The following is a 26,776-nucleotide window of genomic DNA, read 5'->3' on the forward strand; positions in this document are numbered from 1 at the left end:
GACAGCGCCGACGCGTTCCTCGCGCGCCTGAAATGGCTGAAGGCGCGGGAGTGTGAATTTCCCGCCGACGTCGTCTCCCAGGTCCTTGTGGCGGCGCAGGAGGAGGCGCGTCTGGCGCGGCTGGCGGCGGGTGAGCTACCCTGGGCGGCGACGATCGTGACGCTGTACCCCGAGATGTTCCCCGGGCCGCTCGGCACGTCGCTCGCCGGGCGGGCGCTGGGGGAGGGGCGGTGGTCATGCCAGCCCGTTCAACTGCGCGACTTCGCGACCGACAAGCATCGCTCGGTCGACGACACACCGGCGGGTGGCGGCGCGGGGATGGTGCTCCGCGCAGACGTGGTCGCCGCGGCGATCGACAGCGTCGCGGATGGGCGGCCGGTGCTGGCGATGACGCCGCGCGGCAGGCCGCTGACGCAGGAGCGCGTCCGTGAGCTGGCAGCGGGCCCCGGCGTCACCGTGTTGTGCGGGCGGTTCGAGGGGTTCGACGAACGACTGTTCGAGGCGCGCGCCATCGAGGAGGTGTCGATCGGCGACTATATCCTGTCGGGGGGCGAGATGGGCGCGCTGGTGCTGCTCGATGCTTGCATTCGGCTGCTCCCCGGCGTAATGGGCGCGGCTTCTAGTGGGGATGACGAGAGCTTCGAAACGGGGCTTCTCGAATATCCGCATTATACCCGACCTCAGATATGGGAAGGGCGCACGATCCCGCAGGTGCTGCGATCGGGGGATCATGCGAAGATCGACGCATGGCGCAAGCGCCGCGCGGAGATCGATACACGGTCACGGCGACCGGACCTTTGGGAGCGCCATGAGGGCGCTCGGGTCCAGTCGCCCTCTGGCGCGCGGCGACACGAGGACTGACTATGAACCTGTTGCAGACGATCGAAGCCGAGAACATCGCGAAGTTCCTGGCCAACAAGACGATCCCCGATTTCCGCCCCGGCGATACGCTGAAGGTCGGCGTGAAGGTCGTCGAAGGCGAGCGCACGCGTATTCAGAACTATGAGGGCGTGTGCATCGCGCGCTCGAACAAGGGCATGGGCAGCAACTTCACCGTGCGCAAGATCAGCTTCGGCGAGGGCGTCGAGCGCGTCTTCCCGCTGTACTCGCCCAACATCGATTCGATCGAAGTCGTCCGCAAGGGCGCGGTGCGTCGCGCCAAGCTGTATTACCTGCGTGGTCGTACCGGCAAGTCGGCGCGTATCGCCGAGCGCCGCGACAACCGTCCGGCCAAGGGCACCGCAGCCGCCGAGTAATCGCGCGGCCCGGTACGCCGGGTTCGACAGGGAAAAGGGCGCGGGGGCGTTGGTCCCCGCGCCCTTTTTCGTGCGCGCCGTCCGCGCGGGCGGGCCCCATCGAGACGGTCAAGTTAAAGAGGTTGAGGCGCCGGGGCGGCTTTGGTGATGCTTGCCCCGGATAGTGCGGCGCGGCAGCGGGACCGGCGCGATGTAGACAGCGATGGTCCTTCCAACGCGCTCCTGCGCAGCGCCGTCAGGCGGGAAGTGCGGCGTCCGCTCTCGACGTGGCGGTGGAGGCCGCAGGGGCGGCGGGAGCGGCCGGTGTCCCTGTGGCGGCTGGCACGGGCGCGGGGTCAGGGTCGGGTGCCATCAGCCAGTGCTCGGCATCCTCGAGCGAGCCGAAATAGTGCGCCGCGCGGCTGTCGGCGGCGCGCTGGATCTGCATCCGCGCGAGCGACTGCGGGACGACGAAGGCGAGCCGGCGCGAGGCCCTGGCGGGATCGACGAGGACCGCGCGGAACGCGGCGACGCTGTCCTGCGCCTGGATATCCATCGCGCGGATGTCGATCAGCGTGACCTGTTGGTTCGCGCCGCAGGTCAGCAGGCGGTGCGCGTCGTTGCGCGCGGCGACGAACCGCGCGATGTCCGCGGGCTCGAAGAACCCGGCCATGGTGATGACGACAAGGCTGCGCGGGACGTCGACCCGGATGGAGAAGTGCGCTTTCATCGCCGTATCATAGCGGCCCCGACACCATGCGCGGCGCGGTCGCGAGCCATTTTTTGCGCGTCCCCGGCGCGTACCGGCCGGTCGAGGGGAGCGGGGCTAGGGGGCCGGGGTCGCGGGAGGCGTAGCGCCGGGCAGGGCGGGGTCCGCATCCTCGGCGAAGAGCCAGGCCTCGGCGGCCTCGACGGTGTCGAAATAGCCGGCGTCGCTGCGTTCGGTGAGGCGGCGGATCTGCATCCGTGCGAGTGCGGCATCGACGACATAAGCGAGCCGGCGCGAGCGGGCGGCGGGGTTGTCGAGCATCGCGGTGAACGCGGCGACCGCGTCCTGCGACTGGATCTGCACCCCGCGCGTGTCGCACAGCGTCACGTGTGGCAGCGCCCCCGCCTGGCGCTTCAACACCGCGATCTCCGCCGCGACGGTGGCGGCGAACGCCGCGACGTCGTCGACCGTGAAGAAGCCCGAGATCTTCATGCGGAGATAATTCCGCTGCGGCTCTGCCGCGACTATCCATGACGCCTTCATGGGGAGAGCGTAACAGTCGAGGTTTAACGGGGGGTTACGTCACTATCGTGCGCGGAAGGCCGCACGCTCGTAGCACTGTCGCCCGACATGTCGCGAAACGCCGCGGCGCACGCCGATGCGGTCAGGAACAGCGGGAGCACCCACCAGGGCGGGCCTGCAACCTTGTGCATGAGGATCGCGAGGAGCCCGGTGGCGGCGAGATAGCTTCCGACGACCCAGACCACCTGTTCCAGAAACATGCGGATCCGGGGATTGAGCTTGTGAAACATACACGGGGCCTGCTGGTCGTTGGGTCTCAGCTTAACCCGTATGTGGGGATGCGCCAACGAGCAACCGGGCGGACAATTCCTTGTGCCGGCACGATATCCGTGTCGACGGGGATCCCTGCGCGCGATCCTGAACGTCTCGGGCCAAGAATGCGCTTGCGGGTTGACGGGCCGCCCGACGTTGCCCACGAAGGCGGCGATACGGATTCCCGTGTCAGTCCAGGAAGCATGAACATGTCCAGTGACAGTTCCAGTATGACCGCACGCTCTACGGCCGTCTGCTAGTTCGCTGGCGTCGCCGCCAGCCTGCGGCCCGCGACGCGTGGCCCCTCCCTCGCCGATATCGTCGAGATGCTCCAGTCGCTTCCACGGAAGCAAGCCGCCCGGACACTTGCCCAGATGGCAGATGAGCAGGCGGTAGGGGCACTCAACCGGTCAGACTTCACCACGGCGCCGGAGGTCCTGGCGGTGTTGCCGCTCGCGCGGGCTGTGCAGCTTGTTGCCCGGATGGCAGATGATCGAGCAGCGGATGTACTGGCCGAAATGGACACGCACGTCGCGGCGCTGATCCTTGCGGCATTGCCACCCGCTGTGCGGCGCTCGCTCGACATCCTCCTCGCCTGGCCCGCGGATAGCGCGGGCGGCATGATGACCACCGATTATGTTGCAGCCCCGGCGGCGGCCACTGTCGGGGAGGTCCTCGGCCAGATCCGTACCGCGGAACGCAGTCGTGAAGCGATCTATTCGGTTTTCCTCATCGACGACACGGGCCGGCTCGCCGCGACGGTGTCGCTTCGGCGTCTGATCGTCGCCGATCCGGCGTCGGTCGCGCTCGCGCTGGCCGGCGCCGGTGAAACGGTCAAGGCGTCGCCGGACACCGATCGCGAATGGGTGGCCGACCTGATCCGTCGCCATGATCTGCTGGCGCTTCCCGTCGTCGATGCCGAAGATCGCCCCCTCGGCATCGTTACCATCCGCGACGTGGTCGATGCGCTGGTTGCCGAACATACGGAGGATGCCCAGAAATTCGGAGGAGTCGAGGCGCTTGATCGCGCCTACCTCGATACCCGTTTCGGCGCGATGATCCGCAAGCGGGCTGGGTGGCTCAGCATCCTGTTCCTGTCGGAGATGCTGACGGCCAGCGTCATGCAGCACTTCGAGGACGCACTGGCACGTGCCGTGGTGCTCACGCTGTTCATTCCGCTGATCATGAGTTCCGGAGGCAATAGCGGCGGACAGGCGACCTCACTGATCATCCGCGCGCTGGCGCTCGGTCAGGTGCGCGTCAGGGATTGGTGGCGGGTGGCACTGCGTGAGTTGCCCGCAGGGCTCGTTCTCGGCAGCATTCTCGGGCTGCTGGGGTTCGCACGTATCGCCACGTGGCAGGGGCTGGGCTTTTACGACTATGGCCCGCATTGGTCGCTGATCGCGGTCACGGTCGCGATGGGACTCGTTGCGATCGTCACGTTCGGATCACTTGCAGGATCGATGCTCCCCTTTGCGCTGCAGCGGCTCGGCTTCGATCCAGCGAGCGCCTCTGCGCCGTTTGTCGCGACACTCGTCGATGTGACGGGGCTCGTAATCTATTTTTCAATTGCACTGGCGATCCTGTCGGGGACGCTGTTGTAAGTTCGGCGGGAATACCACCGGCCCGCTACGCTCGATTTGCAGGTCGCGCGGGCAGCGTCATGGAATGACGTACGCGACGAAAAAGAGCCACGGTGTTGCCACCGCGGCCCTTTTTCGTTCCGGCATCTTACGACCGCTTACTGGTCGAGGAAGCTCCGCATTTTCCGGCTGCGGCTCGGATGCTTCAGCTTGCGCAGCGCCTTCGCCTCGATCTGGCGAATGCGCTCGCGCGTCACCGAGAATTGCTGGCCGACCTCTTCCAGCGTGTGGTCGGTGTTCATGCCGATGCCGAAGCGCATGCGCAGCACGCGTTCCTCACGCGGGGTGAGGCTCGCCAGCACGCGCGTGACGGTTTCCTTGAGGTTCGCCTGGATCGCGGCATCCACCGGGATGATCGCGTTCTTGTCCTCGATGAAGTCGCCGAGGTGGCTATCCTCCTCGTCGCCGATCGGCGTTTCGAGGCTGATCGGCTCCTTGGCGATCTTCATCACCTTGCGGACCTTCTCGAGCGGCATGGAGAGGCGCTCGGCCATTTCTTCCGGGGTCGGCTCGCGGCCCTGCTCGTGGAGGAACTGGCGGCTGGTGCGGACCAGCTTGTTGATCGTTTCGATCATGTGGACCGGGATGCGGATCGTGCGCGCCTGATCGGCGATCGAGCGGGTGATCGCCTGGCGGATCCACCAGGTCGCATAGGTGCTGAACTTGTAGCCGCGGCGATACTCGAACTTGTCGACCGCCTTCATCAGGCCGATATTGCCCTCCTGGATGAGATCCAGGAACTGAAGACCGCGGTTCGTGTATTTCTTGGCGATCGAGATCACGAGCCGCAGGTTCGCCTCGACCATTTCCTTCTTGGCGATACGCGCCTCGCGCTCGCCCTTCTGGACCATGTTGACGATCCGGCGGAACTCGGTGAGCGCCATGCCGGTCTGCTGCGTGATATCGGCGATCTCGGCGCGGATGCGCTCGACCGCCTCGCTCTCGTTGGCGACGAACGCGGTCCACTTCTTGTCGACCTTGTTGACCGTCGCCAGCCAGTTCTCGTCGATCTCGTGACCGATATAGCGATCGAGGAAGTCCTTGCGCGGCACCTTGTGGCGCTCGGCGAGGCGCAGCATCTGGCCGCCCAGCGCGGTCAGGCGACGGTTATACGCATAGAGCTGATCGACGAGATATTCGATCTTGGCGTTGTGGAACTGGACGCTCTCGACCTCTGCGGTGAGTTCCTCGCGCAGCTTCTGGTACTTGCGCTCGTCGGCGGCCGAGAACTCGCCGCCGATGCCCATCGCGTCGACACGGGCTTGCTGGATCTTGCTGAACTTCTTGTAGAGCGCGGTGATGTTGGCGAAGCGCTCGAGTGCGATCGGCTTGAGCTGTTCCTCCATCTGCGCGAGGCTGAGGGTGTTGTCCTCCTCCTCGTCGTCCGACGCGCGCGGGGCGCGGCGCTCGCCGTCCTCGTCCTCGTCGGCGGACGGCTCTTCGGGCTCGGCCTCTTCCTTGAACGAGGGGCCGGCGTTCTTCTCGCTGATCTCGCCGTCGTCGGCTTCGCCGTCCTCGGCCATCGCCTCGGGCGCTGGGTCCTTCGAGAGCATCGCGTCGAGATCCATGATCTCGCGCAACTGCATCGTGCCCTCGTTGAGCGCGGTCGACCAGTCGATGATCGCGTTGAAGGTGATCGGCGATTCGCACAGACCCAGGATCATCGTGTCGCGACCCGCCTCGATCCGCTTGGCGATCGCGATCTCGCCCTCGCGGCTGAGCAGCTCGACCGCGCCCATCTCGCGAAGATACATGCGGACCGGATCGTCGGTGCGATCGACGGTCTCCTTCTTCTTCTCGATCGCGGGACCCGCGTCGGCTTCCGCGTCGGCGGTCTCCGGCTCGTCGTCGTCGTCCTTGGCGGGCTCGGCCTCGCCTTCCTCGCCGGCTTCGTCGTTGTCGACGATGTTGATACCCATCTCGCTCAGCGCGGCGCTGATGTCCTCGATCTGATCGGACGACATCTCGCCCTGCGGCAAGGCTTCGTTGAGCTGATCATAGGTGATGTAGCCGCGCTTCTTGGCGCGCGCGATGACCTTCTTGATCGACGCATCGTTCATGTCGATCAGTGGCGCATCGCCGGTGTCGTTCGTCTCGGCGGGTTCCGCCATGTTCGCCTTAGCCATCAATCGCCCTCGGTACCCAACGCTCGGGCGTCTTCGTTCGACTGTACAAGATTTGCAAGTCGGACTTCCAACGCCTGTTTCTCTCTTACCATAGCCACTTGTCGTTCGAACGCGCTTTCGGTGAAGTGCGTCTGCATCGCCGCGGTCGCCTGTTTGAGCGCCGCATCGACCTCGGGACGCGCGACCATGATCGCGATCGCCTCGTCTAGGTCGGCGCGGACGCGGGCGGGATCGGCCGTGGTCTGCGTGAACGAGTAGGGCATCGTATCGGCTCTCAACAGGTCACTCGCGACTGAATTGAAACCGGACCTCGCCAATATGGTGAGAAGTCGCCCGCTATCAAGCTTCTGGTCCTCAAGTGCAACATCGACGACCGCCTCGAACAGCCGGCCGAGCGCGCCGTCGATGAGCTGCAGCGGCCCCAGCACCTCCATGTGGCGGGCGATCTCAACGGGATGGCGGATCAGCCCGGCGAGCACGGCCTTCGCCAGCACGCGGTCGATTCCGGTGGCGAGAAACGCCTTCGCGTCTTCAGTGACGGGCGCGGCGGGGGGCTTCCACCCGCCTTTCGGGCGTTCACCGCGGGGGACGAAGGGCGCGCGGACGGGTTTGAAGTGCTTGTAGAAGCGGTCCTTGAACTCGGACTGATATTCCTGCTTCACCGATGCGTCGGCGATCCCTTCCGCAAGCTCGTGGAGGCGGCGCTTGAGGCCGGCGCGTTGTTCGGGGGTGTCGAGCGCCTCGGCGGCGACTTCGGACGCCCAGAGGCGGTCGACGAGCGGTTCGGGGGCTTTGAGCAGCGCCTCGAACGCGGCGGGGCCGCCCGACCGGACGAGATCGTCGGGGTCCTGGCCTTGTGGGAGCGTGACGAAGGCGAGGCTGCGGCCGGGGGCGAGCAGGGGGAGCGCGCGGTGGGCTGCCCTGAGCGCGGCCTTCTGGCCGGCGCTGTCGCCGTCGAAGCAGAGCAGGGGGACATCGACCATCCGCCACAGGCGTTCGAGCTGCGCTTCGGTGAGTGCGGTGCCGAGCGGGGCGACGGCCTCGCCGAACCCGGCCTGGGCTAGCGCGATGACGTCCATATAGCCTTCGACCACGAGGACGCGGCCCGACTTGCGCGACGCGGGGGCGGCCTTGTCGAGGTTGTAGAGCGTGCGGCCCTTGTCGAAGAGCGGGGTGTCGGGGGAGTTGAGGTATTTGGGCTCGCCGCCGTCGAGCACGCGCCCGCCGAACGCGATCGTCCGGCCGCGCGGGTCACGGATCGGGATCATCAGGCGGCCGCGGAAGCGGTCGTACGGGGCCTTGCCCTCGACGTTGATGAGCATGCCCGACTCGACAAGCATCGGGTCGCCGTATGTTTTCAGCGCGGTCTTGAGCTTGCCGCGGCTGTCGGGGGCGAACCCCATGCCGAACGCGCGCGCGGTCTCGGGCGTGATGCCGCGGCGGTCGAGCAGCGCACGGGCGTCGTTGCCCGCGAGGCCGTTCAGCTGCTCGACGAACCAGTCGGCGGCGTCGGACATCACCTCGTGCAGGCCCTTGGCGCGTTCGGCCTTGGCGGCGGACTGGCGGTCCATCGCGGGCATGTCCATCCCGGCGGCCTGGGCGAGTTCCTTGACCGCGTCCATGAAGGGCAGGCCGCGCTGGTCGGTCATCCACTTGATCGCGTCGCCATGCGCGGAGCAGCCGAAGCAGTGGTAGAAGCCCTTGTCGTCGTTGACGTAGAAGCTGGGCGTCTTCTCGTTATGGAACGGGCAGCAGCCCTTGTGCTCACGCCCGGCCTTGGTGAGCTTGGTGGTCTTGCCGATCAGCGCCGACAGCGACGTACGGCCGCGCAGCTCGTCCAGAAATTGCGGGGTCAGGGCCATCAGTCCGTTCCAGCCTCGACCGAGCCCCCCCGCCCGCTTGCGGGAGGGGGCTGGGGGGTGGGCACGCGCTCGGTTCCGATCGCAGCGCTGACAATGGTCTCCAAAACGCCGCCCATGTTGCTCGTCAGATCGTTGTTCCAGAAGCGGATGACGCGGTAGCCTGCTGCTGCGAGGTCGCGGGTTCGCGCCTCGTCATAGGATTGGTGTTCGCAATGCTGGGTGCCGTCGAGCTCGACGATCAGCTTGTGCGAGCGGCAGACGAAGTCGGCGAAGTAACCGGCGATGGGGAGCTGGCGACTGAACTTGAGGTTCAGGAGCCTCGAGCCTTTGAGTTGTCGCCATAACATCTGCTCGGCATCTGTCGCGTCGTTGCGGAGGTTGCGAGCTCTCTCGGTCGGTCGGTCCAGTCGATGGCGCGGGCCCACCCCTCGGTCCCCTCCCGCTTGCGGGAGGGGAGGAAGAAGGGGGGCGTCCTCGTCCATTTAGCTCAGCGCCGCCTTCACCAGCCCGCTCGCCTTGCTCATGTCCAGCTCGCTCGCATGACGCGCCTTCAGCTCGGCCATGACGCGGCCCATGTCCTTCATGCCGGTCGCGCCGAGTTCGTCCTTGATCTTGAGGATCGCGGCCGTCGTTTCCGCCTCGTCCATCTGCGCGGGCAGGAAGCGTTCGATTACCGCAACCTCCGCGGCCTCGGCGTCGGCGAGTTCCTGGCGGCCGCCGTTCGAAAACATTTCGATCGACTCGCGGCGCTGCTTGACCATCTTCTGGAGCACTTCGATGACCAGCGCGTCGTCGCTTTCGGGTGCCTTGCCGGTCCGCGCCTCGATGTCGCGGTTCTTGATTGCGGCCTGGATCAACGAGATGGCGTTGCGGCTCTCCTTGTCGCCGGCCTTCATCGCGGTGAGCTGCGCGGCCTTGATGTCGTCGCGAATCATATACGGGTCTTTCAGGCGGTTCGGGATAGCCGGACGCGATAGCGCGTCGAGCCAAGGTTTAACAGATTGACGCTGCGGCACGCCGGCCTTAGCGGACACCACTTAGCGACATCGTCAACGTAAAGAGAGTGCCCAGCCTGATGGCCGACGCCCAGCCTACACCCATGTCTTCGGCAAAGCCCGCCGGCGCGACCGGCGTGCTCGTGCTTGCCAATGGCGACGTGATCTGGGGGCGCGGGTTCGGCGCCGAGGGCGAGGCGGTCGGCGAGGTGTGCTTCCACACCGCGATGACCGGGTACCAGGAGGTTCTGACCGATCCGTCCTTCGCCGGGCAGATGATCTGCTTCACCTTTCCGCATATCGGCAATGTCGGCGCGAACCCCGACGATATCGAGGCGGACGACCCGCACGCGCTGGGCATCATCGTCCGCGAGGACGTTACGAGCCCCTCGAGCTTCCGCGCGGTCGAGGGCCTCGACGGCTGGATGAAGCGGCATGCGCGGATCGGCCTGTCGGGGATCGACACGCGCGCGCTGACGCGGCGGATTCGCGTCGGCGGCGCGCCCAACGGCGTGATCGCGCATTCGGCGAGCGGCGAGTTCGACGTCGCCGCGCTGCTGGCGATGGCGCGGGGCTGGCCCGGGCTCGAGGGGATGGACCTCGCCAAGGGCGTATCGACCGAGATGCATTATGGCTGGGGGGATCAGGCGCCGGGCGGCACGTGGCGGCTTGGGTTCGGCTATGGGGAGAGCGGTGCTTCGACTGCGCTCAGCACGAACGGGGAAGGGGATGCGTCGCCCCAATCGTTCGCGCCGGGCGAAGGCGATGCCCCCGTCGCGAGTGCGGCCCACCCGCATGTCGTCGCGATCGATTACGGCTCGAAGCGCAACATCTTCCGCAACCTCGTCGCCGCGGGCGCGAAGGTATCCGTCGTGCCTGCCACCGCGAGCTATGACGAGGTGATGGCGCTCGCGCCCGACGGCATCTTCCTGTCGAACGGCCCGGGCGATCCCGCCGCTACGGCCGAATACGCCGTGCCGGTGATCCGCGAGCTGCTCGAGACGGGCAAGCCGCTGTTCGGCATCTGCCTTGGCCACCAGCTGCTCGGCCTCGCGGTCGGCGCGACCACGACCAAGATGTTCCAGGGCCACCGCGGCGCCAACCATCCGGTCAAGCGCCTCTCCGATGGCGCGGTCGAGATCACCAGCATGAACCACGGCTTTTCGGTCGAGCGCGACAGCCTGCCGGCGAACGTCCGCGAGACGCATGTGTCGCTGTTCGACGGGTCGAATGCGGGGCTCGAGCTGACCGATAAGCCGGCGTTCTCGGTGCAGTATCACCCCGAGGCGAGCCCGGGGCCGCAGGACAGCCTGTATCTGTTCGAGCGGTTTGTGGGTTCGCTACGGTGATCAGGGCCGCGTCTGGCCTGACGTGTCAGCAGGCGATCACGCCTGCCACGGATCGATCAGCGCGAGCCCCAGGCCGTCGAAATGCCTCGTATTTCGCGTCGCGAGCGACATCCCACGGGCAAGCGCCGTTGCTGCGATCTGTACGTCTGCGGTATCCGGATTGCGTCCGGCTCGCGCCTGAAGCGCCAGCACGACCGCAAAATGTCGTGCCGCATCAAGGTCGAACGGCGCTATCCGGTCACGATAGGTTTCGAGAAGGTCACCATAGCCCTGCTCGATCGTCGTCCGCCTGCGACCCACGGGCAGCAATTCGACGCCCGCCAACAGTTCGCCCGCCACGATCGTCGATAGCCACAGCCGGTCCGCATTGGCCTGCGCCCATTTGCGCACGGTCGGGTCCGGCGTCGGTCGGAACGCCTCGCTCCAGACGTTGGTGTCGACCAGGATCACTCGTCGTCGAAGGTCAGGATACGCGCGCGGCTTCGCGGCGGGATCGGCAGATCGATGCCCGGTCGGCTGGCCTCGTACAGCATTTCGAACAAGCCTTTGCGGAGCTCGGGTTGCTCGGGTCTGACGAGCGCGATCAGCGTATGACGTGCCTCGTCTTCCAGCGATCGGCCATTGCGTACGGCCCGATCACGCAGGTCCTGCTCAACGTCGTCGGGCAGATTCTTGATCGTCACATTCGCCATGCGCTGCCTCCTGTGATGGCAATGCCATCATCGTATTCCATGATTGCAGGTTAACAATGCCAAAACGCACCGACATCTCCTCCATCCTCGTCATCGGCGCAGGACCCATCGTCATCGGCCAGGCGTGCGAGTTCGATTATTCGGGCACGCAGGCGATCAAGGCGTTGAAGGAGGAGGGTTACCGGATCGTCCTCGTCAATTCGAACCCCGCGACGATCATGACCGATCCCGAGCTGGCCGACGCGACCTATGTCGAACCGATCACGCCCGCGATCGTCGCCAAGATCATCGAGAAGGAGCGGCCCGACGCGATCCTGCCGACGATGGGCGGGCAGACCGCGCTGAACACCGCGCTCGCGCTGTTCCATGACGGTACGCTCGCAAAGTTCGGCGTGACGATGATCGGCGCGGATGCCGATGCGATCGACATGGCGGAGGACCGGCTGAAGTTCCGCGACGCGATGGACCGGATCGGGCTCGAAAGCGCGCGCTCGGCGATCGCACATACTGTCGAGGAAGCGCTGGAAGGGCTTGAAAAGACGGGGCTTCCGTCGATCATCCGGCCGAGCTTCACGATGGGCGGATCGGGCGGCGGGATCGCGTATAATCGCGAGGAGTTTATCGCGATCGTCCGCAACGGGCTCGACCTGTCGCCGACCACCGAGGTGCTGATCGAGGAATCGCTGCTCGGCTGGAAAGAGTATGAGATGGAGGTGGTGCGCGACCGCAAGGACAACGCGATCATCATCTGCTCGATCGAGAATGTCGATCCGATGGGCGTCCATACTGGCGACTCGATCACGGTCGCGCCGGCGCTGACGCTGACCGACAAGGAATACCAGATCATGCGCAACGCATCGATCGCGGTGCTGCGGGAAATCGGTGTCGAAACAGGCGGTTCGAACGTCCAGTTCGCGGTCAATCCGAAGGACGGCCGGCTCGTCGTCATCGAGATGAACCCGCGCGTGTCGCGTTCGTCGGCGCTGGCGTCGAAGGCGACGGGCTTCCCGATCGCCAAGGTCGCGGCCAAGCTCGCGGTCGGCTACACGCTCGACGAGATCGAGAACGACATTACCGGCGCGACGCCCGCGAGCTTCGAGCCGACGATCGACTACGTCGTCACCAAGATCCCGCGCTTCGCGTTCGAGAAGTTCAAGGGTGCGTCGAGCACGCTCGGCACCGCCATGAAGTCTGTCGGCGAGGTGATGGCGATCGGCCGCAACATCCATGAATCGATGCAGAAGGCGTTGCGCGGGCTCGAGACCGGGCTGTCGGGCTTCAACCAGGTCGACCATCTGGTCGGCGCGCCGCGCGGGGAGATCGAGGCGGCACTGGCCGTCGCGACCCCCGACCGGCTGCTGGTCGCCGCTCAGGCGTTGCGCGAGGGCTTCACCGTCGCCGAGGTGCACGCGATCGCCAAGTATGATCCGTGGTTCCTCGAGCGGATCGCCGAGATCATCGCGGCCGAGGCCGAGGTGATGAAGGACGGGCTGCCGATCGACGCGGCGGGCATGCGGCGTCTGAAGAGCATGGGGTTCAGCGACAAAAGGCTCGCCTGGCTCGCGCTGCAGTCTGCCAATCTGCGGGGCATGAACCGCGGGATCGCGCGCGGGTCGGGGCTGATCCACGAGGTCGTCAAGGCGATGACCGGCGGCGTGACCGAGGAGGAGGTGCGCCAGCATCGCCTGAAGCTCGGCGTGCGGCCGGTGTTCAAGCGGATCGATACCTGCGCGGCCGAATTCGACGCCAAGACGCCGTATATGTACTCGACCTATGAGGCGCCGAGCTTCGGCGAGCCCGAAAACGAGTCCGCGCCGACCGACCGGAAGAAGATCGTCATCCTTGGCGGCGGGCCGAACCGGATCGGGCAGGGGATCGAGTTCGATTATTGCTGCTGCCATGCATGCTTCGCGCTCGCCGATGCGGGCTATGAGACGATCATGGTCAACTGCAACCCGGAGACCGTGTCGACCGATTACGACACCAGCGACCGGCTGTATTTCGAGCCGCTGACTGCCGAGGACGTGCTCGAGATCCTGCATGTCGAGGCGTCGAAGGGCGAGCTCGTCGGCGTGATCGTGCAGTTTGGCGGGCAGACGCCGCTGAACCTCGCGCGTGCGCTGGAAGCCGCCGGGATCCCGATCCTGGGGACGACGCCCGACGCGATCGATCTGGCGGAGGACCGCGAGCGGTTCGCGGCGCTGATCACCAAGCTGGGTCTGCTCCAGCCCGCCAACGGGCTCGCGCGCAGCCGCGACGAGGCGGTCGCGGCGGCGGAGCGGATCGGCTATCCGGTGCTGATGCGGCCGTCGTACGTGCTTGGCGGGCGGGCGATGGAGATCGTCGATACGCTCGGGCAGCTCGACGATTACATCACCACCGCGGTGCAGGTGTCGGGCGACTCGCCGGTGCTGATCGACCAGTATCTGCGCGATGCGATCGAGGTCGATGTCGATGCGATCTGCGACGGGACCGATGTCGTCGTCGCGGGTGTGCTGCAGCATATCGAGGAGGCGGGCGTCCATTCGGGCGACTCTGCGTGCTCGATCCCGCCTTATTCGCTGTCCGCGGAGATCATCGCCGAGATCGAGCGGCAGACGGTGGCGCTGGCGCATGCGCTGTCGGTCGTCGGGCTGATGAACATCCAGTTCGCGGTGAAGGACGGGCTCGTTTACCTCATCGAGGTCAATCCGCGTGCGTCGCGCACCGTGCCGTTCGTCGCCAAGGCGATCGGCGTGCCCATCGCCAAGATCGCGTCGCGCGTGATGGCGGGCGAGAAGCTCAAGGACCTGCCGCCGATCGACCGGCATATCCCCTATTATGCGGTCAAGGAGGCGGTGTTCCCGTTCAACAAGTTTCCGGGCGTCGATCCGGTGTTGTCACCGGAAATGAAGTCGACCGGTGAAGTCATGGGAATCGATCCCGATTTCACGACGGCCTTCGCCAAGGCACAGCTCGGGGCGGGGACGATCCTGCCGACGAGCGGCAACGTGTTCGTCAGCGTGAAGGACGGTGACAAGGCGATGATCGTCGAGGCGGTCAAGGCGCTGATCGACACGGGCTTTGCGATCGTCGCGACCGGCGGCACCGCGGATTACCTCGCGCGTGCGGGGCTCCCGGTCGAGAAGGTCAACAAGGTCGCGCAGGGGCGGCCGCATATCGTCGACCGGATCAAGGACGGCGACATCGCGCTGATCTTCAACACGACCGAGGGGTGGCAGAGCCTGAAGGACTCGCAACCGATCCGTGCGTCCGCGCTCGGGCAGCGGATTCCCTACTTCACGACCGCGCCCGCATCGCTCGAGGCGGCCAAGGCGATCGCCAAGCTTTCGACGCACAGCCTTGAAGTACGGCCCTTGCAATCCTATTATTCGCAGTCGCACAACTGATCCCGACATGAGCGTGATGTGTGGGCGGGGCCATCGCGCCCCGCGTCGGGTAATGAATTTGGGGACGAGATGATGGCGACCGTCGAAAAGATGCCGATGCTGCAGGAAGGCTATGAGACGCTCAGTGCGGATCTCAAGCGCCTGAAAGCCGAACGTCCGACGATAGTCGACGCGATCGAAGAAGCGCGCGCGCATGGCGACCTGTCGGAAAACGCGGAATATCATGCCGCGAAGGAACGCCAGGGGCAGGTCGAGGCCTCGATCTCGGACATCGAGGACAAGCTGTCCCGCGCGCAGATCATCGATCCCAAGGACCTGTCGGGTGACAAAGTCGTGTTCGGCGCGACGGTCACCTTGCTCGATGAGAACGACAAGCCGGTGACGTACCAGATCGTCGGTCAGACCGAGGCGAACGCCAAGACGGGCCGCATCTCGTACAATTCGCCGCTCGGGCGTGGCCTGATTGGTCGCAAGCTCGACGAGGAGGTCGAGGTCACGGTGCCCGCGGGCGATCGCTATTACGTGGTGTCGAAGATCGAGTTCATCTGATCGCCATGCCGTTTTTCGAGACGCGGGCGACGGCGATCATCGCGATCGTGACGGTCATCGTCTCGGGATTTCTGCTGGTTGCGGGGCTACTGCCCTATTGGGCGGTCAACGCGGGCTTCATTCCGCTGCGGATGGGCGACGCCGGCGTGCCGGTCGATCACATGTTCGCGGTTCCCGCCTGGGCGACGCCACTGACCGCGACGCTGATCCATGGCGGATGGGCGCATGTCCTGCTCAACCTTGTGATGCTCGTCTATTGCGGGCAATTCGTCGAACGCGCGATCGGGACGCCGCAGACGGTGCTGCTGTACGCCGTGGGCGCGTATGTCGCGGCGGCCGGGCACTGGGCGTTCGACCCGCAGTCCGTTGCTCCCATGATCGGCGCCAGTGGCGCGATCTCCGCGGTCGTCGGTGCCTATGCGCTGTTGTACGGCGAGCGGCGCGCGAAGGCGATTGGTCCGGTGCCTGCCGGCGTCGTGCATGTCGCATGGCTTGCCGCGGCATGGATCGGGATCCAGTTGCTGATGGGACTGGCCGGGTTTGGCGCGTCAGTCGGTGCGAATGGGCCGATCGCGATCGGCGCGCATATTGGCGGGTTCCTGGCGGGGCTCGTGCTCGCGCGGCCGCTGTTGCTGTGGCGGTACCGGGCGGCCTGATTGGTTACCCGGCAGCCTCGGAGGCTGTGTCCCGCGCCTGCCCTCCCCGTCATGCGGCGGCAGATAAACCTACAGATGCCGCGTTGGCCGTGTTTGGCGCTGGGTTCTGACTTTCGTCAGGATGACGGGCGGGGGCTTGCGGTAGTGGTTTATGCGGCAGTGGGCGTGCTGTTGAGGTTCGGCTCGAGCATGCGGTGGAGGTGGACGACGACGAATTTCATCTCGGCGTCATCGACCGTACGCTGCGCTGCGGCACGCCACGCCTTCTCGGCGCTGGCATAGTCGGGAAAGACGCCGACGAATTCGATCTTGCTCAGATCGTTGAAGTCGAGGGTGCGCGGGTCGCTGACGCGGCCGCCGAATACGAGGTGAAGCTTGCTCATGCGCTGCTGTCCTTGGGAGGGATGTCGCAGTTGCCCTAGCGTGTTCGACCCGCGCTTTGAACCCTTAGCTGGCCGGCTTTTGCGTTACGGCCTTCGCACCTGCGGTGCTCGCGGTGGTCAGCGCCTTGACGACGCCTTCGACGAGACCCTTGGCCTGGCCGCGGGCATTGTCCTTGGTAAGCCCGAGTTCGCCGAGCTCCGACTGGCCCGCTGCCTTGGCAGCGGCGACGGCGGCAACGGCGGTCGCACCCAGACGCTTGCCGAGTGGGGCGAGCAGCTGCTTCTCACGCGCCGACCGCGGGATCAGCGCACCCGCGAGTGCGCCGACGGCGAGGCCTCCGACGAGAATGCCGAGCGGATTCGATTCGAGACTGTGGACGGTGCGCTTGGCAGTCTCGCGTGAGGCGTCGAGCGCTTCCGCAGCCTTGTCGCCCGCGTCGTGGATGACGCGCGATGCGGTTTCGCGAACGCTGTCATAGCCCTCGCGCAGACGGTTTTCGGCATCGTGGATCTTGGTATGGGCGTCGGTCATGGGACGGTCCTTCTGGTTTCCGGCGTCACGGTATCGAACGCACGCCGGTGAATAGGGTTTCGGTCGAAACCGGTCAGCGACCGCGGCGGAAAAGGCCAACGATGCGGTGACGGGCGAAGAAAAGCCCGGCGACGGCCGCGGCACCCGCCGCCGACCCCGGATTGCGCCGTACCGTGTCGACACCTGCGGTGAGCGCGGCGCTGCTCACGTCCGCCACATCGCGGCTGGCGTTGAGCGCGAGACGGCGTGGGTTGAGCCGGTCCTGAAGCTGGCCGATCGTCATCATGACGCGCTGGCGGGCGAGGGCGGCTTCGATCTCTGCGGCGGCGACTTTGGCGGATGTCATGATACGGGCTCGCTCTTGGTCTGAAGCTTCGACTTGCCGATCATCGCGAGGATGCCGGCAAGCACCAGCACGACCCCGACGACGATGACGGTCGCCCAACCTGGCCCCACCAGCGTCGCCAGCGTCAAGATCGCACCGACCAGCAGTGCGATCAACGCGGCCAGCCCCAGCACGCCGGCGACCGCGAAGAACATCGCCGCCGACTTGTAGGCCGACGCCGTCTCACCGAATTTCGCCTTGTACACAGCGACTTCCGCACCCGCGAGTGCACGGGTCTCCGCGGCGAGACGTCCGACGACTTCGGTCAGGCTCTCATCGCTGTCGAACGGGGACGTGACGGAGTTGTCCAAGGTCAGACCTTCGGATCGGCATCGACGCCGGACTGGACGAGGCGCGCGACGACGAAGCCGACCGCCGCGGCTGCGCCGATCGCGATTGCCGGCGACTTGCGGACCAGCGCGGTCGCGTCTTCGATCAGCGCGTCGATGTCCTTGGCCTTCACCTGATCGGCAAAGCCCGATACGCTGTCGGCTGCGGTGCGCGCATAGCCGCCATATTGTGCGCCGAGCTTGTCGTCGACCTGGCCCGCCGCGTCGGTCAGAAGCTGCGCGATCTGGTCGAGCGCTTCGCCCGCACGCGTCTTGCCGTCCTCGGCGAAGCTGCGCGCCTTGTCGGCGGCCTGCTGGCCATATTTGCCGGCATTGTCCTTGAGCGCCTGCTTGGCGTCGGTGACAGTATTTGCGAGAGCCGTGCCATCCGACGTCGTGGCGGTCTGCGTGGCGCCCTTTACCGGCGTTGCGGTGGTGGCAGTGCTGGCGGCGTTGAAGTCGGCATTGCCCATTGGCTGTGCGTCGGTATCGGCCATGACGGTCCCTTTCGAATTGTTACGGTCTCAACACCGGCGCGATGGCACGGTTCCGCCTTGCCGGCCCGATTGCCCGATAAGTCGCGAGGCGATAGAGGCAACGCGAACGACCCCGGGTGATCGGATCAGCCTGGGAATTTGTAGGAGCATCGTTACATGACCGCAATCATCGACCTTCATGCACGCCAGATCCTCGACAGCCGTGGCAATCCGACCGTCGAAGTCGACGTGCTGCTCGAGGACGGCAGCTTCGGTCGCGCGGCGGTGCCGTCGGGTGCATCGACCGGCGCGCACGAGGCGGTCGAGCGCCGTGACGGCGACAAGACGCGCTGGGGCGGCAAGGGCGTCGACGGTGCGGTCGACGCGGTCAACGACGAGATCACCGACACCGTGCTCGGCATGGACGCGGAGGACCAGTCGGATCTCGACGGCGCGATGATCGAGCTCGACGGCACCGAGAACAAGGGCCGGCTGGGCGCGAACGCGATCCTCGGCGTCAGCCTCGCGGTCGCCAAGGCGGCGGCGGAAGCGCGCGGCCTGCCGCTGTACCGCTATGTCGGCGGCGTGCAGGCGCATCTGCTGCCCGTGCCGATGATGAACATCATTAATGGCGGCGAGCATGCCGACAACCCGATCGATTTCCAGGAATTCATGATCGTGCCGGTCGGCGCGTCGAACATCCTCGAGGCGGTGCGCTGCGGCTCGGAGATTTTCCACACGCTCAAGAAGGGCCTGAGCGAGAAGGGCCTGTCGACCAGCGTCGGTGACGAGGGCGGTTTCGCGCCGAACATCGGCAGCACGACCGAGGCCTTGGACTTCATCATGTCGAGCATCGAGAAGGCGGGGTACACCCCCGGCGAGGACGTGATGCTCGCGCTCGATTGCGCCGCGACCGAATTCTACAAGAACGGCAAGTACGACATTTCGGGCGAGGGCAAGATTCTCGAGAGCGCCGAGATGGCCGAGTATCTCGCCGACCTCACGCGCCGCTACCCGATCTTCTCGATCGAGGACGGCATGGGCGAGGACGATTGGGAAGGCTGGAAGACGCTCACCGACCTGATCGGCGACAAGGTCCAGCTGGTCGGCGACGATCTGTTCGTGACCAACCCGAAGCGACTCAAGCGCGGCATCGACGGCGGCTATGCCAATTCGCTGCTGGTGAAGGTCAACCAGATCGGCACGCTGACCGAGACGCTCGAAGCCGTGTCGATGGCACAGCGCGCCAAGTACACCGCGGTCATGTCACATCGGTCGGGCGAGACCGAGGATTCGACGATTGCCGACCTCGCGGTCGCGACCAATTGCGGGCAGATCAAGACGGGCAGCCTCGCGCGGTCGGACCGGCTCGCCAAGTACAACCAGCTGATCCGGATCGAGGAAGAGCTCGGCGACGCGGCGCGCTATGCGGGTCGCGACATCCTGATCGGGCGTTGATAGGCTAGGCGCAGGAGAACCGACATGGCGCGCGTGACGAAGACGAGCAAGCTGCGGCGGACGATGCGCAAGGCCGCATGGCCCGCGCTGGGGCTGACGCTGATGGCGTTCTTCGGCGCGTACGCCGTGCTCGGGCCGAACGGCATGTTTGCCTATGGCGACTATAAGCGGCAGCTTGCCAAGCGCGAGCGCGACTATGCCGCGCTCGACCGCAAGCGTGAGATCCTGAAGAACCGCGTCGCGCTGCTCGATCCGGACCATGCCAATCCGGACATGGTCGACGAGATGGTGCGCAAGGAGCTCAATGTGGCGCATCCGGATGAGGTGATCGTTCCGCTGGGGAACTGATCATCGTGCCGGTCCGGATTTGATCTTGGATCGGGTGCTGGTTGCGGTAGCGCCTGGGGCTCTGGGTCCTGATTTTCGCCAGGATGACAGACGGGGGCACTGTTGGCGCCTTGATCGTCCCGCGGGAACTTAACATCCGTCATCCTGGACTTGATCCAGGATCCAGAGCCACTGGCGGTATCGCTCGGGGCTCTGGATCCTGACTTTCGTCAGGATGACGGGGTGGGTGACAGACGGAATTACCGGCCGAGGAACGTCAGCAGGTCGTTGGTGAAACGCTCGCTTTCCGTCAGCGTGAGACCGTGGGGGGCGCCGTCATATTCGACGAGCTGCGAGCCTGCGATGCCCTTGGCGGCGGCGCGGCCGGTGGCATCGATCGGTACCGTCTTGTCGCTGGTGCCGTGGACGATCAGTGTGGGTATGCGGAACGCCGCGAGGTCCTGGCGGAAGTCGGTGTGGCCGAACGATTCGGCGCAGGCGAGCGTAGGCTTGAGCCCGGCCTGCATCGCCAGACCCCAGACCCAGTCGACGACCTCGTCGCTGACCGGCGAGGTGATGAACCCGACGCCGAGGAACTGTTGCAGGAACGTTTTGAAGAAGGCCGGACGGTCCTCCTCGATACCCGCACCGATGCTGGCGAGCGTCTCGGCGGGGACGCCATCGGGATTGTCGTCGGTCTTGAGCATGTACGGGACGACCGAGGCGATCAGCCCGGCGGCGACCACGCCCTTGCCGTCATAGCGGCTCATGTAGCGCGCGACCTCGCCGCCGCCCATCGAGAAGCCGACGATCGTCGCATCGTCCTGCGCACCCGTGGCCTCGAGCACGTCGGCAAGATCGTCGGTCAGCGTGTCATAGTCATAGCCCGACCAGGGCTGGCTCGAGCGACCGAACCCGCGGCGGTCATACGCGATCGCGCGGAACCCGGCATTGGCGAGCGCCATCGCCTGCGCATCCCAGCTGTCGGCGTTGAGCGGCCAGCCATGCAAAAGGACGACGGGGCGCCCGCTGCCCCAATCCTTGACGTAAATATCCGTGCCATCACGTGTTTTTATAAAGGGCATGATACTCTCCAAGATAGATCGGGCGTATTTGGACGTAACGGGTGGAGTCGTCCCCCGTTCCCGCTCTAGCGCCGACGCGTTTCGACTGGCAGCATCGGCCGACCGGTTGGGCGTGAAGGGGGAGAGGCATGCGGACCACGCGTCTGGCTACGGTCGTGACCATCTGGGTCACGCTGTCGCTGGGGTCGTGTGATTTCGACAGGACCGCTTCGGAGCGGGCTTCGCGTGCGGCAAGGGGGCGGGCGGGGGCGCTCGGTGGGGGCGAGACGCGCGCGGGATCGCAGGTGCGGCGCAACCGGGACTGGGCCGCGTTCCGCGACCGCTTCGTCGAGGACTGGTTCCGGATCGACCCGGCCTATGCGGTGTTCCAGGGGCGCCACGATTTCGATGGCGGGCTTTCCGACTGGAGCGCGGCAGGGCTCACACGGCAGGCGGCGTTCCTTCATGCGGCAATCGCGCGAGCGCGGGGCTTTCGCGACGCTGCGCTGAACCCCGACGAACGGTTCGAGCGCGACTATCTGATGATGGTCGCGCGCGGCAAGCTGTTCTGGCTCGAGGATGCGGATCAGCCGCATCGCAATCCGGCCTGGTACGTGACCGGTGGGCTCGACCCGAACGTGTATGTGATGCGGGCCTATGCCAGTCCGGTAATCCGGATGAAGGCGCTGACTCGCCTGCTGCGGCGAATCCCGGTCGCGGCGGCGAACATCAGGGCGAATCTCCGGACGCCGATGCCGCGCAGCTTTGTCGATTACGGCGCGACCGCGTTCAACGGCTTTGCCGCCTATTACATGGACGATTCGGTCAAGGCGTTCGCGGATGTCGACGACGAGCAGTTGCAGCGCGAGCTGGCGGATGCGGCGATGACGGCGTCGGAGGCGATGCGCGACCTCGGGCGGTGGATGGAGGCGCAGCGATCGACCGCGACCGAGGCGTTCGCGCTGGGCGACCGCCGCTTCGCACGGATGATCGCGGCGACCGAGGGGGTGGATACGCCGCTCGACCAGCTCGAGGCCGCCGGGCGCGCGGACCTCGCGCGCAATCAGAGGGCACTCGGGATCGCCTGCCGCACGTTCGCGCGGGGCCAGTCGATCGCTGCGTGCATGGCGAAAATGGCGGCGGACAAGCCGGTCGACGGACCCGTCGCGGAAGCGCGGCGACAGATCCCGCTGTTGCAGTCGTTCATCCAGTATCGCGACCTGCTGACGATCCCCGGGCCCGAGCGGGCGCTGGTCGAGGAGAGCCCGCCCTATAGCCGGCAGAATCTCGCCTATATCGATCCGCCGGGGCCGTTCGACCGCGGCGTGCCGTCGGTCTATTACATCTCGCCGCCCGACCCGCGCTGGACGCCTGCGGTCCAGGCGGCGTTCGTGCCGGGCCGCGACGACCTGATGTTCACCTCGATCCATGAGGCGATGCCGGGGCATTTCGTCCAGTTCCTCCACTCCAACCGGTCGCCGTCGCTGATCGGGCGGGTGTTCGTCGGCTACGCGTTTGCCGAGGGCTGGGCGCATTATGCCGAGGAGATGATGTGGGAGGCGGGCCTCAACGCGGGAAATCCGGAGACGCATGTCGGCCAGCTGTCGAACGCCTTGCTGCGCGACTGCCGGTTTCTCGCGGCGATCGGCCTGCACACGCGCGGCATGACGCAGGCGCAGGCATTCCGGCTGTTCGTCGACCAGTGCCACCAGGACGAGGGCAATGCGCGGCAACAGGCGCTGCGCGGGACATATGATCCGGCCTATCTGAACTACACGATGGGCAAGCTGCTGATCCGACGGCTGCGCGCCGACTGGACCGCAGCCCGCGGGGGGCGACGCGCATGGAAGGCGTTCCACGACCGGCTGATGAGCTATGGCGGGCCGCCGATCCCGCTCGTCCGGCAGCGGATGATGAACGAGCCGCGCCCGCTCGCGGTGTTCTGAGCCGCGGGTCAGCGCGCCTGCGACGCGGGCTGGACGTCGCGCGTCTCGTCGGTCGGGGGATTGCGGATCGAGGGGCGCAGGCGCGACAGGCTGCACAGCCCTGCGACGAGCGCGAACCCGGCGGCGACGAGCGGCGGCGTCGCGCCCGCACCGATCCCGAGCGCGAGCAGCGCGGCGACCAGCGTCGCGCCCGTCGTCTGCCCGACCAAGCGCACGGTCGAAACCAGCCCGCCTGCCGCCGCGGCGCGGTCGCGTGGTGCGGACCCGATCATCAGCCGCGCGTTGGGCGGCAGGAACATCCCGAACCCCGACCCGCACAGCGCCATCCGCCACGCGACGTCGAAATAGCTCGGGTCGGCGGGCATGAACGCGATCAGCAACAGTGCGGCGATCGATATCGCCATGCCGATCCCGCCGAGGATCCCCGCGGGATAGCGATCGGACAGCCAGCCGGCGAGCGGCGCGACGATCATGTTGGTCAGCGGCCAAGGGGCGATCGCGGCGCCGACTTCCGCTGCGGAAAAGCCATAGCCGTGCGTCAGGCGGAACGGCGTCGACAGCAACAGCGTCATCGACGCGATGAACGCGGTATAGGCCCCGACGGCGGACAGCGCGAGCACGGGCCGCGCGAGCAGGTCGATCGGCAGGATCGGCTTGGTCTCCGCACGCTCGCGGCGGACGAACACCCAGCCGATCGCGATGCCGGTCAGGACGATCGCCACCGACACGACCGGGCTGTCGCCGTGCACGCCGCTTTCCGCGCCGCCGATGACGAGGCCGAACATCGCCGCGCACATGATCGCGCCGACCACGTCGAACGGCTCTTCACGCTTGCGCGGCTCGGGCAGCGACCGGCCGAGGACGAGGCTGATGATCGCGAACGGCACCGCGCTGGCAAAGACCCACGGCCAGGGCGCGATCGCGAGGACGAGCCCCCCGATCGTCGGGGCGAGCGCGGCCGAGCTCGACACCACGACCGAGTTGATCCCCAGCCCGCGGCCAAGCTGCCTTGCCGGATAGATCGACCGGATCAGCGCGGATGAGACGCTGAGCGCCGCGGCGGCGCCGAGCGCCTGGACCGCGCGGACGACGAGCAGGAACGGCAGGCTCTTGGCAAAGAAGCACAGGATCGTCGCGATGGTGAAGACGAGCTGGCCATATTGATACATCCGCTTGAGCCCGATCCGGTCGCCCAGACCCGAGAAGGGGAGCAGCGCCATCGCCAGGATCAGCTGATAGACGGTGACCACGGTCACGACGGCGCTGCTGCCGACGTTCAGATCGCGCGCGATCGTCGGCAGTGCGACATTGGCGACGCCGCCATCGATGATTGTCAGCGCGGTGCCCGCGGAGATCGCTGCGACCGCGAGGAATCGGCGGGGTTTGGGAAGGCCGTCGACGGCCGAGATCTGGTCGGGCTGCATTGCAGAGCGCGATAGACCGCGGCATGTACCTCGCTCAAGGCTTTCGGGGCCAAGCCCTTCGGGGGCAGGCGCTTCGGGGCCAAGCGTTTAGCGGGAGATAAGACGATGCGGGTTGTGGCCACGGCACTAGCGGCGACGATCGTGGCGGGATCCGTCGGGGTTGCAGGAGGCGATGCGCTCGCCCAAGTCGCATCGATGACCACGCCCAACGCTTCCAAGGCCCCGCAGGCCGACGCCGCTGCCGACCCCTATATCTGGCTCGAGGACAAGGATGGCGCGAAGCCGCTTGCCTGGGTCGAGGCGGAGAATGCCGTGACGCTGCCCCGGCTGCAGAACGACCCGCGCTACAAGAGCTTCTATGCCGAGGCGCTGGCGATCGCGGCGGCGAAGGACCGGATCCCGATGCCCGACCAGCGGTTCGGCCGGATCTACAATTTCTGGCGCGATGCCGAGCATCCGCAGGGCATCTGGCGCTGGACGAGCGAGGCGGGCTACACGCAGGCGACCCCCGTCTGGACCACCGCGCTCGACCTCGACGTGCTGAGCAAGGCGGAGGGCAAGAAATGGGTCTGGAAGGGCGCGACCTGCCTCCAGCCCGACGAGCGCTTGTGCCTGGTGTCGCTGTCCGAAGGTGGCGAGGACGCGGTGACGTACCGCGAATTCGATCTCCAGACCGGGCAGTTCGTCCCCGGCGGCTTCACGCTGCCAACCTCGAAGCAAGGCGCGTCATGGGTCGACAAGGACACGGTGCTGGTCGCGCGCGACTGGGGCGCGGGATCGATGACCGCGTCGGGCTATCCGTTCGTCGTGAAGGAAGTCAAGCGCGGCCAGCCGCTGAGTGCGGCGCGCGAGATCTTCCGCGGCGAGGCGTCGGATCAGCTCGGCACCTATGCCGGCGTGATGACCGACGGGCAGGGCAATCGCGTGACGATGATCCAGCGGCGGCCGACGTTCTTCGGCGGCGAGAAGCACGTCGTGACGCCCACCGGACTGGTGAAGCTCGACGTCCCGGCCAGGGTGTTTCCGTCGGGGATGGTCGACGGGCACGTGATCTTCTCGACCAGCGAGGCGTGGGGGCAGATCCCGGCGGGTGCGATCGCGTCGGCACCGCTCGCCGAGGTGCGCAAGGGCCGGTTCACGCCGACGCTGATCTTCGCGCCCAACGCGCGCCAGTCGGTCGATGGCGTGTCGGTGACGCGCGATCACGTCGTGGCGAGCGTGTATGACAATGTGCGCGGCCGGGCGATGGTGTTCACGCGCGGCAAGACGGGCTGGACGTCGCGCGCGGTGGCGCTGCCCGACAACGCCTCGATCGACGTCGCGAGCACGACGGATCGCAGCAATGCGACGTTCGTGCAGGTCACGGGCTTCCTTCAGCCGACGACGTTGTGGACGCTGGATGCGGGCCCGACGGGGGTGCCGAAGCAGGTCAAGGCGCTGCCAGCGAAGTTCGATGCCTCGAACGACACCGTCGAGCAGTTCGAGGCGGTCTCGACCGATGGCACGAAGATTCCGTATTTCGTGGTCCACCGCAAGGGCGTGCCGCTCGACGGGACGACGCCGACGATCATGACCGCCTATGGCGGGTTCGAATCGTCGATGACGCCCTATTATTCGGGCGTGATGGGCAAGCTGTGGCTCGAGCGCGGGGGCAGCTTCGTGCTCGCCAATATCCGCGGCGGCGGCGAGTTCGGGCCGAAATGGCATGACGCGGGGCGTAAGACGAAGCGGCAGATCATCTATGACGATTTCGCCGCAGTCGGGCAGGACCTGATCGCGCGCAAGCTGACGAGCACGAAGACGCTCGGCATCTATGGCGGGTCGAATGGCGGGCTGCTGATGGGGGTCGAGTTCAACCAGCACCCCGATCTGTGGAAGGCGGTGACGATCCAGGTGCCGCTGCTCGACATGATCCGGTACGAGCAGATCGCCGCGGGGGCGTCGTGGGTCGACGAATATGGGTCGGTCGCGGTGCCGGAGGAAAAGGCGTTTCTCGAGACGATCTCGCCCTATCAGAACATCAAGCGCGGGGTGGCCTATCCCGAGCCGTATATCTGGACGACGACGAAGGACGACCGCGTCGGCCCGCAGCATGCGCGCAAGTTCGCCGCGCGGCTGAAGGAATATGGGCTGCCCTATCTGTTCTACGAGGATACCGCGGGCGGGCATTCGGGGGACGCGGACATCGAACAGGGCGCGCGGATGCAGGCGCTCCAGATGACCTATTTCGCGCAGAAGCTGATGGGGCCGGCGAAGTAGCAGCCCGTCATCCTGGGCTCGACCCAGGATCCAGGGTCGCGGGCGGGGCCGTTTGTGGCTCTGGGTCCTGACTTTCGTCAGGATGACGGTTGGGGTGCGGGGACCGTGATCCTAGCTCTCGCCAGTATCACGGTCCCCCGAACAAGTCGCAGCG

General features: G+C 66.4%; 27 protein-coding genes. 11 read left to right on the top strand and 16 right to left on the bottom strand.

Features of this window, described 5'->3' with window-relative positions; all coding sequences use genetic code 11:
- The first annotated feature begins 174 nt into the window (after window positions 1-174).
- Complete coding sequence (gene trmD / locus AC0CH3_RS02140) at window positions 175-861, top strand: tRNA (guanosine(37)-N1)-methyltransferase TrmD (RefSeq protein ID WP_354302091.1); 687 nt, start codon at window positions 175-177, stop codon at window positions 859-861.
- A gap of 2 nt (window positions 862-863) precedes the next feature.
- Window positions 864-1,256 (top strand): 50S ribosomal protein L19, encoded by a 393-nt coding sequence (rplS, locus tag AC0CH3_RS02145; RefSeq protein ID WP_056015633.1) that lies wholly within the window; start codon window positions 864-866, stop codon window positions 1,254-1,256.
- Window positions 1,257-1,491: 235 nt separating this feature from the next.
- Here rplS and AC0CH3_RS02150 read toward each other — a convergent pair whose 3' ends face one another.
- The 3 genes from AC0CH3_RS02150 to AC0CH3_RS02160 all read right to left on the bottom strand — a co-directional run bounded on the left by AC0CH3_RS02150 (window position 1,492) and on the right by AC0CH3_RS02160 (window position 2,756).
- Window positions 1,492-1,965: a hypothetical protein gene (locus AC0CH3_RS02150; RefSeq protein ID WP_354301691.1), complete on the bottom strand. Its 474-nt coding sequence runs from the start codon at window positions 1,963-1,965 to the stop codon at window positions 1,492-1,494.
- A 96-nt stretch (window positions 1,966-2,061) separates the two neighbouring features.
- Window positions 2,062-2,436 (bottom strand): STAS/SEC14 domain-containing protein, encoded by a 375-nt coding sequence (locus AC0CH3_RS02155; RefSeq protein ID WP_354301692.1) that lies wholly within the window; start codon window positions 2,434-2,436, stop codon window positions 2,062-2,064.
- Between the two features lie 74 nt (window positions 2,437-2,510).
- The gene (locus tag AC0CH3_RS02160) at window positions 2,511-2,756 is read right to left on the bottom strand and encodes a hypothetical protein (protein WP_465237515.1); all 246 of its coding nucleotides are present in this window, start codon (window positions 2,754-2,756) and stop codon (window positions 2,511-2,513) included.
- A 303-nt stretch (window positions 2,757-3,059) separates the two neighbouring features.
- Here AC0CH3_RS02160 and mgtE point away from each other — a divergent pair, with 303 nt between their 5' ends.
- Window positions 3,060-4,382, top strand: coding sequence for a magnesium transporter (gene mgtE / locus AC0CH3_RS02165; RefSeq protein WP_354302093.1), 1,323 nt, complete (start codon window positions 3,060-3,062; stop codon window positions 4,380-4,382).
- Between the two features lie 137 nt (window positions 4,383-4,519).
- On the opposite strand, the gene rpoD is transcribed toward mgtE, so the two are convergent.
- From rpoD to AC0CH3_RS02185, 4 genes are read right to left on the bottom strand one after another with little or no spacing between them, the layout of a single operon-like run.
- Entirely contained in the window at window positions 4,520-6,547 is a 2,028-nt protein-coding gene (rpoD, locus tag AC0CH3_RS02170) for an RNA polymerase sigma factor RpoD (protein WP_354301696.1), read from the bottom strand.
- The gene (dnaG, locus tag AC0CH3_RS02175; RefSeq protein ID WP_354301698.1) at window positions 6,547-8,409 is read right to left on the bottom strand and encodes a DNA primase; all 1,863 of its coding nucleotides are present in this window, start codon (window positions 8,407-8,409) and stop codon (window positions 6,547-6,549) included. The genes rpoD and dnaG overlap by 1 nt, the downstream gene beginning before the upstream one ends.
- Complete coding sequence (locus tag AC0CH3_RS02180) at window positions 8,409-8,834, bottom strand: endonuclease domain-containing protein (RefSeq protein WP_354301701.1); 426 nt, start codon at window positions 8,832-8,834, stop codon at window positions 8,409-8,411. Before AC0CH3_RS02180 ends, dnaG begins: the two co-directional genes overlap by 1 nt.
- 57 nt (window positions 8,835-8,891) lie before the next feature.
- Window positions 8,892-9,344: a GatB/YqeY domain-containing protein gene (locus AC0CH3_RS02185; RefSeq protein WP_056405543.1), complete on the bottom strand. Its 453-nt coding sequence runs from the start codon at window positions 9,342-9,344 to the stop codon at window positions 8,892-8,894.
- Window positions 9,345-9,484: 140 nt separating this feature from the next.
- Here AC0CH3_RS02185 and carA point away from each other — a divergent pair, with 140 nt between their 5' ends.
- A complete protein-coding gene (gene carA, locus AC0CH3_RS02190) occupies window positions 9,485-10,753 on the top strand; it encodes a glutamine-hydrolyzing carbamoyl-phosphate synthase small subunit (RefSeq protein ID WP_465237516.1) in 1,269 nt (422 codons plus the stop codon).
- A gap of 36 nt (window positions 10,754-10,789) precedes the next feature.
- Here the strand turns inward: carA and AC0CH3_RS02195 are convergent, their stop codons facing one another.
- Together AC0CH3_RS02195 and AC0CH3_RS02200 are read right to left on the bottom strand one after the other, a co-directional pair.
- Window positions 10,790-11,203, bottom strand: a complete 414-nt coding sequence (locus AC0CH3_RS02195) for a type II toxin-antitoxin system VapC family toxin (RefSeq protein WP_354301706.1) — start codon at window positions 11,201-11,203, stop codon at window positions 10,790-10,792.
- Entirely contained in the window at window positions 11,200-11,445 is a 246-nt protein-coding gene (locus tag AC0CH3_RS02200) for a FitA-like ribbon-helix-helix domain-containing protein (protein WP_354301708.1), read from the bottom strand. Before AC0CH3_RS02200 ends, AC0CH3_RS02195 begins: the two co-directional genes overlap by 4 nt.
- Window positions 11,446-11,501: 56 nt before the next feature.
- Here AC0CH3_RS02200 and carB point away from each other — a divergent pair, with 56 nt between their 5' ends.
- From carB to AC0CH3_RS02215, 3 genes are all read left to right on the top strand, one after another.
- Window positions 11,502-14,834 carry a carbamoyl-phosphate synthase large subunit gene (gene carB / locus AC0CH3_RS02205; protein WP_354301709.1) on the top strand — a complete coding sequence of 1,111 codons (3,333 nt, stop codon included), beginning with the start codon at window positions 11,502-11,504 and terminating at the stop codon, window positions 14,832-14,834.
- 72 nt (window positions 14,835-14,906) lie between these two features.
- Window positions 14,907-15,383, top strand: coding sequence for a transcription elongation factor GreA (gene greA, locus AC0CH3_RS02210; protein ID WP_056018624.1), 477 nt, complete (start codon window positions 14,907-14,909; stop codon window positions 15,381-15,383).
- A 5-nt stretch (window positions 15,384-15,388) separates the two neighbouring features.
- A complete protein-coding gene (locus AC0CH3_RS02215) occupies window positions 15,389-16,039 on the top strand; it encodes a rhomboid family intramembrane serine protease (RefSeq protein WP_465237517.1) in 651 nt (216 codons plus the stop codon).
- Between the two features lie 149 nt (window positions 16,040-16,188).
- Here the strand turns inward: AC0CH3_RS02215 and AC0CH3_RS02220 are convergent, their stop codons facing one another.
- From AC0CH3_RS02220 to AC0CH3_RS02240, 5 genes are all read right to left on the bottom strand, one after another.
- Window positions 16,189-16,422, bottom strand: a complete 234-nt coding sequence (locus AC0CH3_RS02220; protein ID WP_354301713.1) for a DUF4170 domain-containing protein — start codon at window positions 16,420-16,422, stop codon at window positions 16,189-16,191.
- A gap of 64 nt (window positions 16,423-16,486) precedes the next feature.
- Window positions 16,487-16,954, bottom strand: coding sequence for a hypothetical protein (locus tag AC0CH3_RS02225; protein ID WP_333994099.1), 468 nt, complete (start codon window positions 16,952-16,954; stop codon window positions 16,487-16,489).
- A gap of 73 nt (window positions 16,955-17,027) precedes the next feature.
- Complete coding sequence (locus tag AC0CH3_RS02230; RefSeq protein ID WP_333994098.1) at window positions 17,028-17,300, bottom strand: phosphatase; 273 nt, start codon at window positions 17,298-17,300, stop codon at window positions 17,028-17,030.
- Window positions 17,297-17,650, bottom strand: coding sequence for a phage holin family protein (locus AC0CH3_RS02235; protein WP_333994097.1), 354 nt, complete (start codon window positions 17,648-17,650; stop codon window positions 17,297-17,299). The genes AC0CH3_RS02230 and AC0CH3_RS02235 overlap by 4 nt, the downstream gene beginning before the upstream one ends.
- Window positions 17,651-17,652: 2 nt before the next feature.
- Window positions 17,653-18,165 carry a hypothetical protein gene (locus AC0CH3_RS02240; protein WP_354301716.1) on the bottom strand — a complete coding sequence of 171 codons (513 nt, stop codon included), beginning with the start codon at window positions 18,163-18,165 and terminating at the stop codon, window positions 17,653-17,655.
- A 156-nt stretch (window positions 18,166-18,321) separates the two neighbouring features.
- On the opposite strand from AC0CH3_RS02240, the gene eno reads away from it, so the two are divergent.
- Window positions 18,322-19,602, top strand: a complete 1,281-nt coding sequence (gene eno, locus AC0CH3_RS02245) for a phosphopyruvate hydratase (RefSeq protein ID WP_354301718.1) — start codon at window positions 18,322-18,324, stop codon at window positions 19,600-19,602.
- Between the two features lie 24 nt (window positions 19,603-19,626).
- Window positions 19,627-19,950: an FtsB family cell division protein gene (locus tag AC0CH3_RS02250; protein WP_056015601.1), complete on the top strand. Its 324-nt coding sequence runs from the start codon at window positions 19,627-19,629 to the stop codon at window positions 19,948-19,950.
- Window positions 19,951-20,189: 239 nt separating this feature from the next.
- Here AC0CH3_RS02250 and AC0CH3_RS02255 read toward each other — a convergent pair whose 3' ends face one another.
- The gene (locus AC0CH3_RS02255; protein ID WP_354301720.1) at window positions 20,190-21,014 is read right to left on the bottom strand and encodes an alpha/beta fold hydrolase; all 825 of its coding nucleotides are present in this window, start codon (window positions 21,012-21,014) and stop codon (window positions 20,190-20,192) included.
- 128 nt (window positions 21,015-21,142) lie between these two features.
- On the opposite strand from AC0CH3_RS02255, the gene AC0CH3_RS02260 reads away from it, so the two are divergent.
- The gene (locus tag AC0CH3_RS02260) at window positions 21,143-22,939 is read left to right on the top strand and encodes a DUF885 domain-containing protein (protein ID WP_465237518.1); all 1,797 of its coding nucleotides are present in this window, start codon (window positions 21,143-21,145) and stop codon (window positions 22,937-22,939) included.
- 8 nt (window positions 22,940-22,947) lie between these two features.
- Here AC0CH3_RS02260 and AC0CH3_RS02265 read toward each other — a convergent pair whose 3' ends face one another.
- A complete protein-coding gene (locus AC0CH3_RS02265; RefSeq protein WP_354301724.1) occupies window positions 22,948-24,363 on the bottom strand; it encodes an MFS transporter in 1,416 nt (471 codons plus the stop codon).
- A 195-nt stretch (window positions 24,364-24,558) separates the two neighbouring features.
- Here AC0CH3_RS02265 and AC0CH3_RS02270 point away from each other — a divergent pair, with 195 nt between their 5' ends.
- The gene (locus tag AC0CH3_RS02270) at window positions 24,559-26,622 is read left to right on the top strand and encodes a prolyl oligopeptidase family serine peptidase (protein WP_354302095.1); all 2,064 of its coding nucleotides are present in this window, start codon (window positions 24,559-24,561) and stop codon (window positions 26,620-26,622) included.
- The last annotated feature ends 154 nt before the right edge of the window (window positions 26,623-26,776 follow it).

The organism is Sphingomonas sp. AC449 (assembly GCF_979253475.1).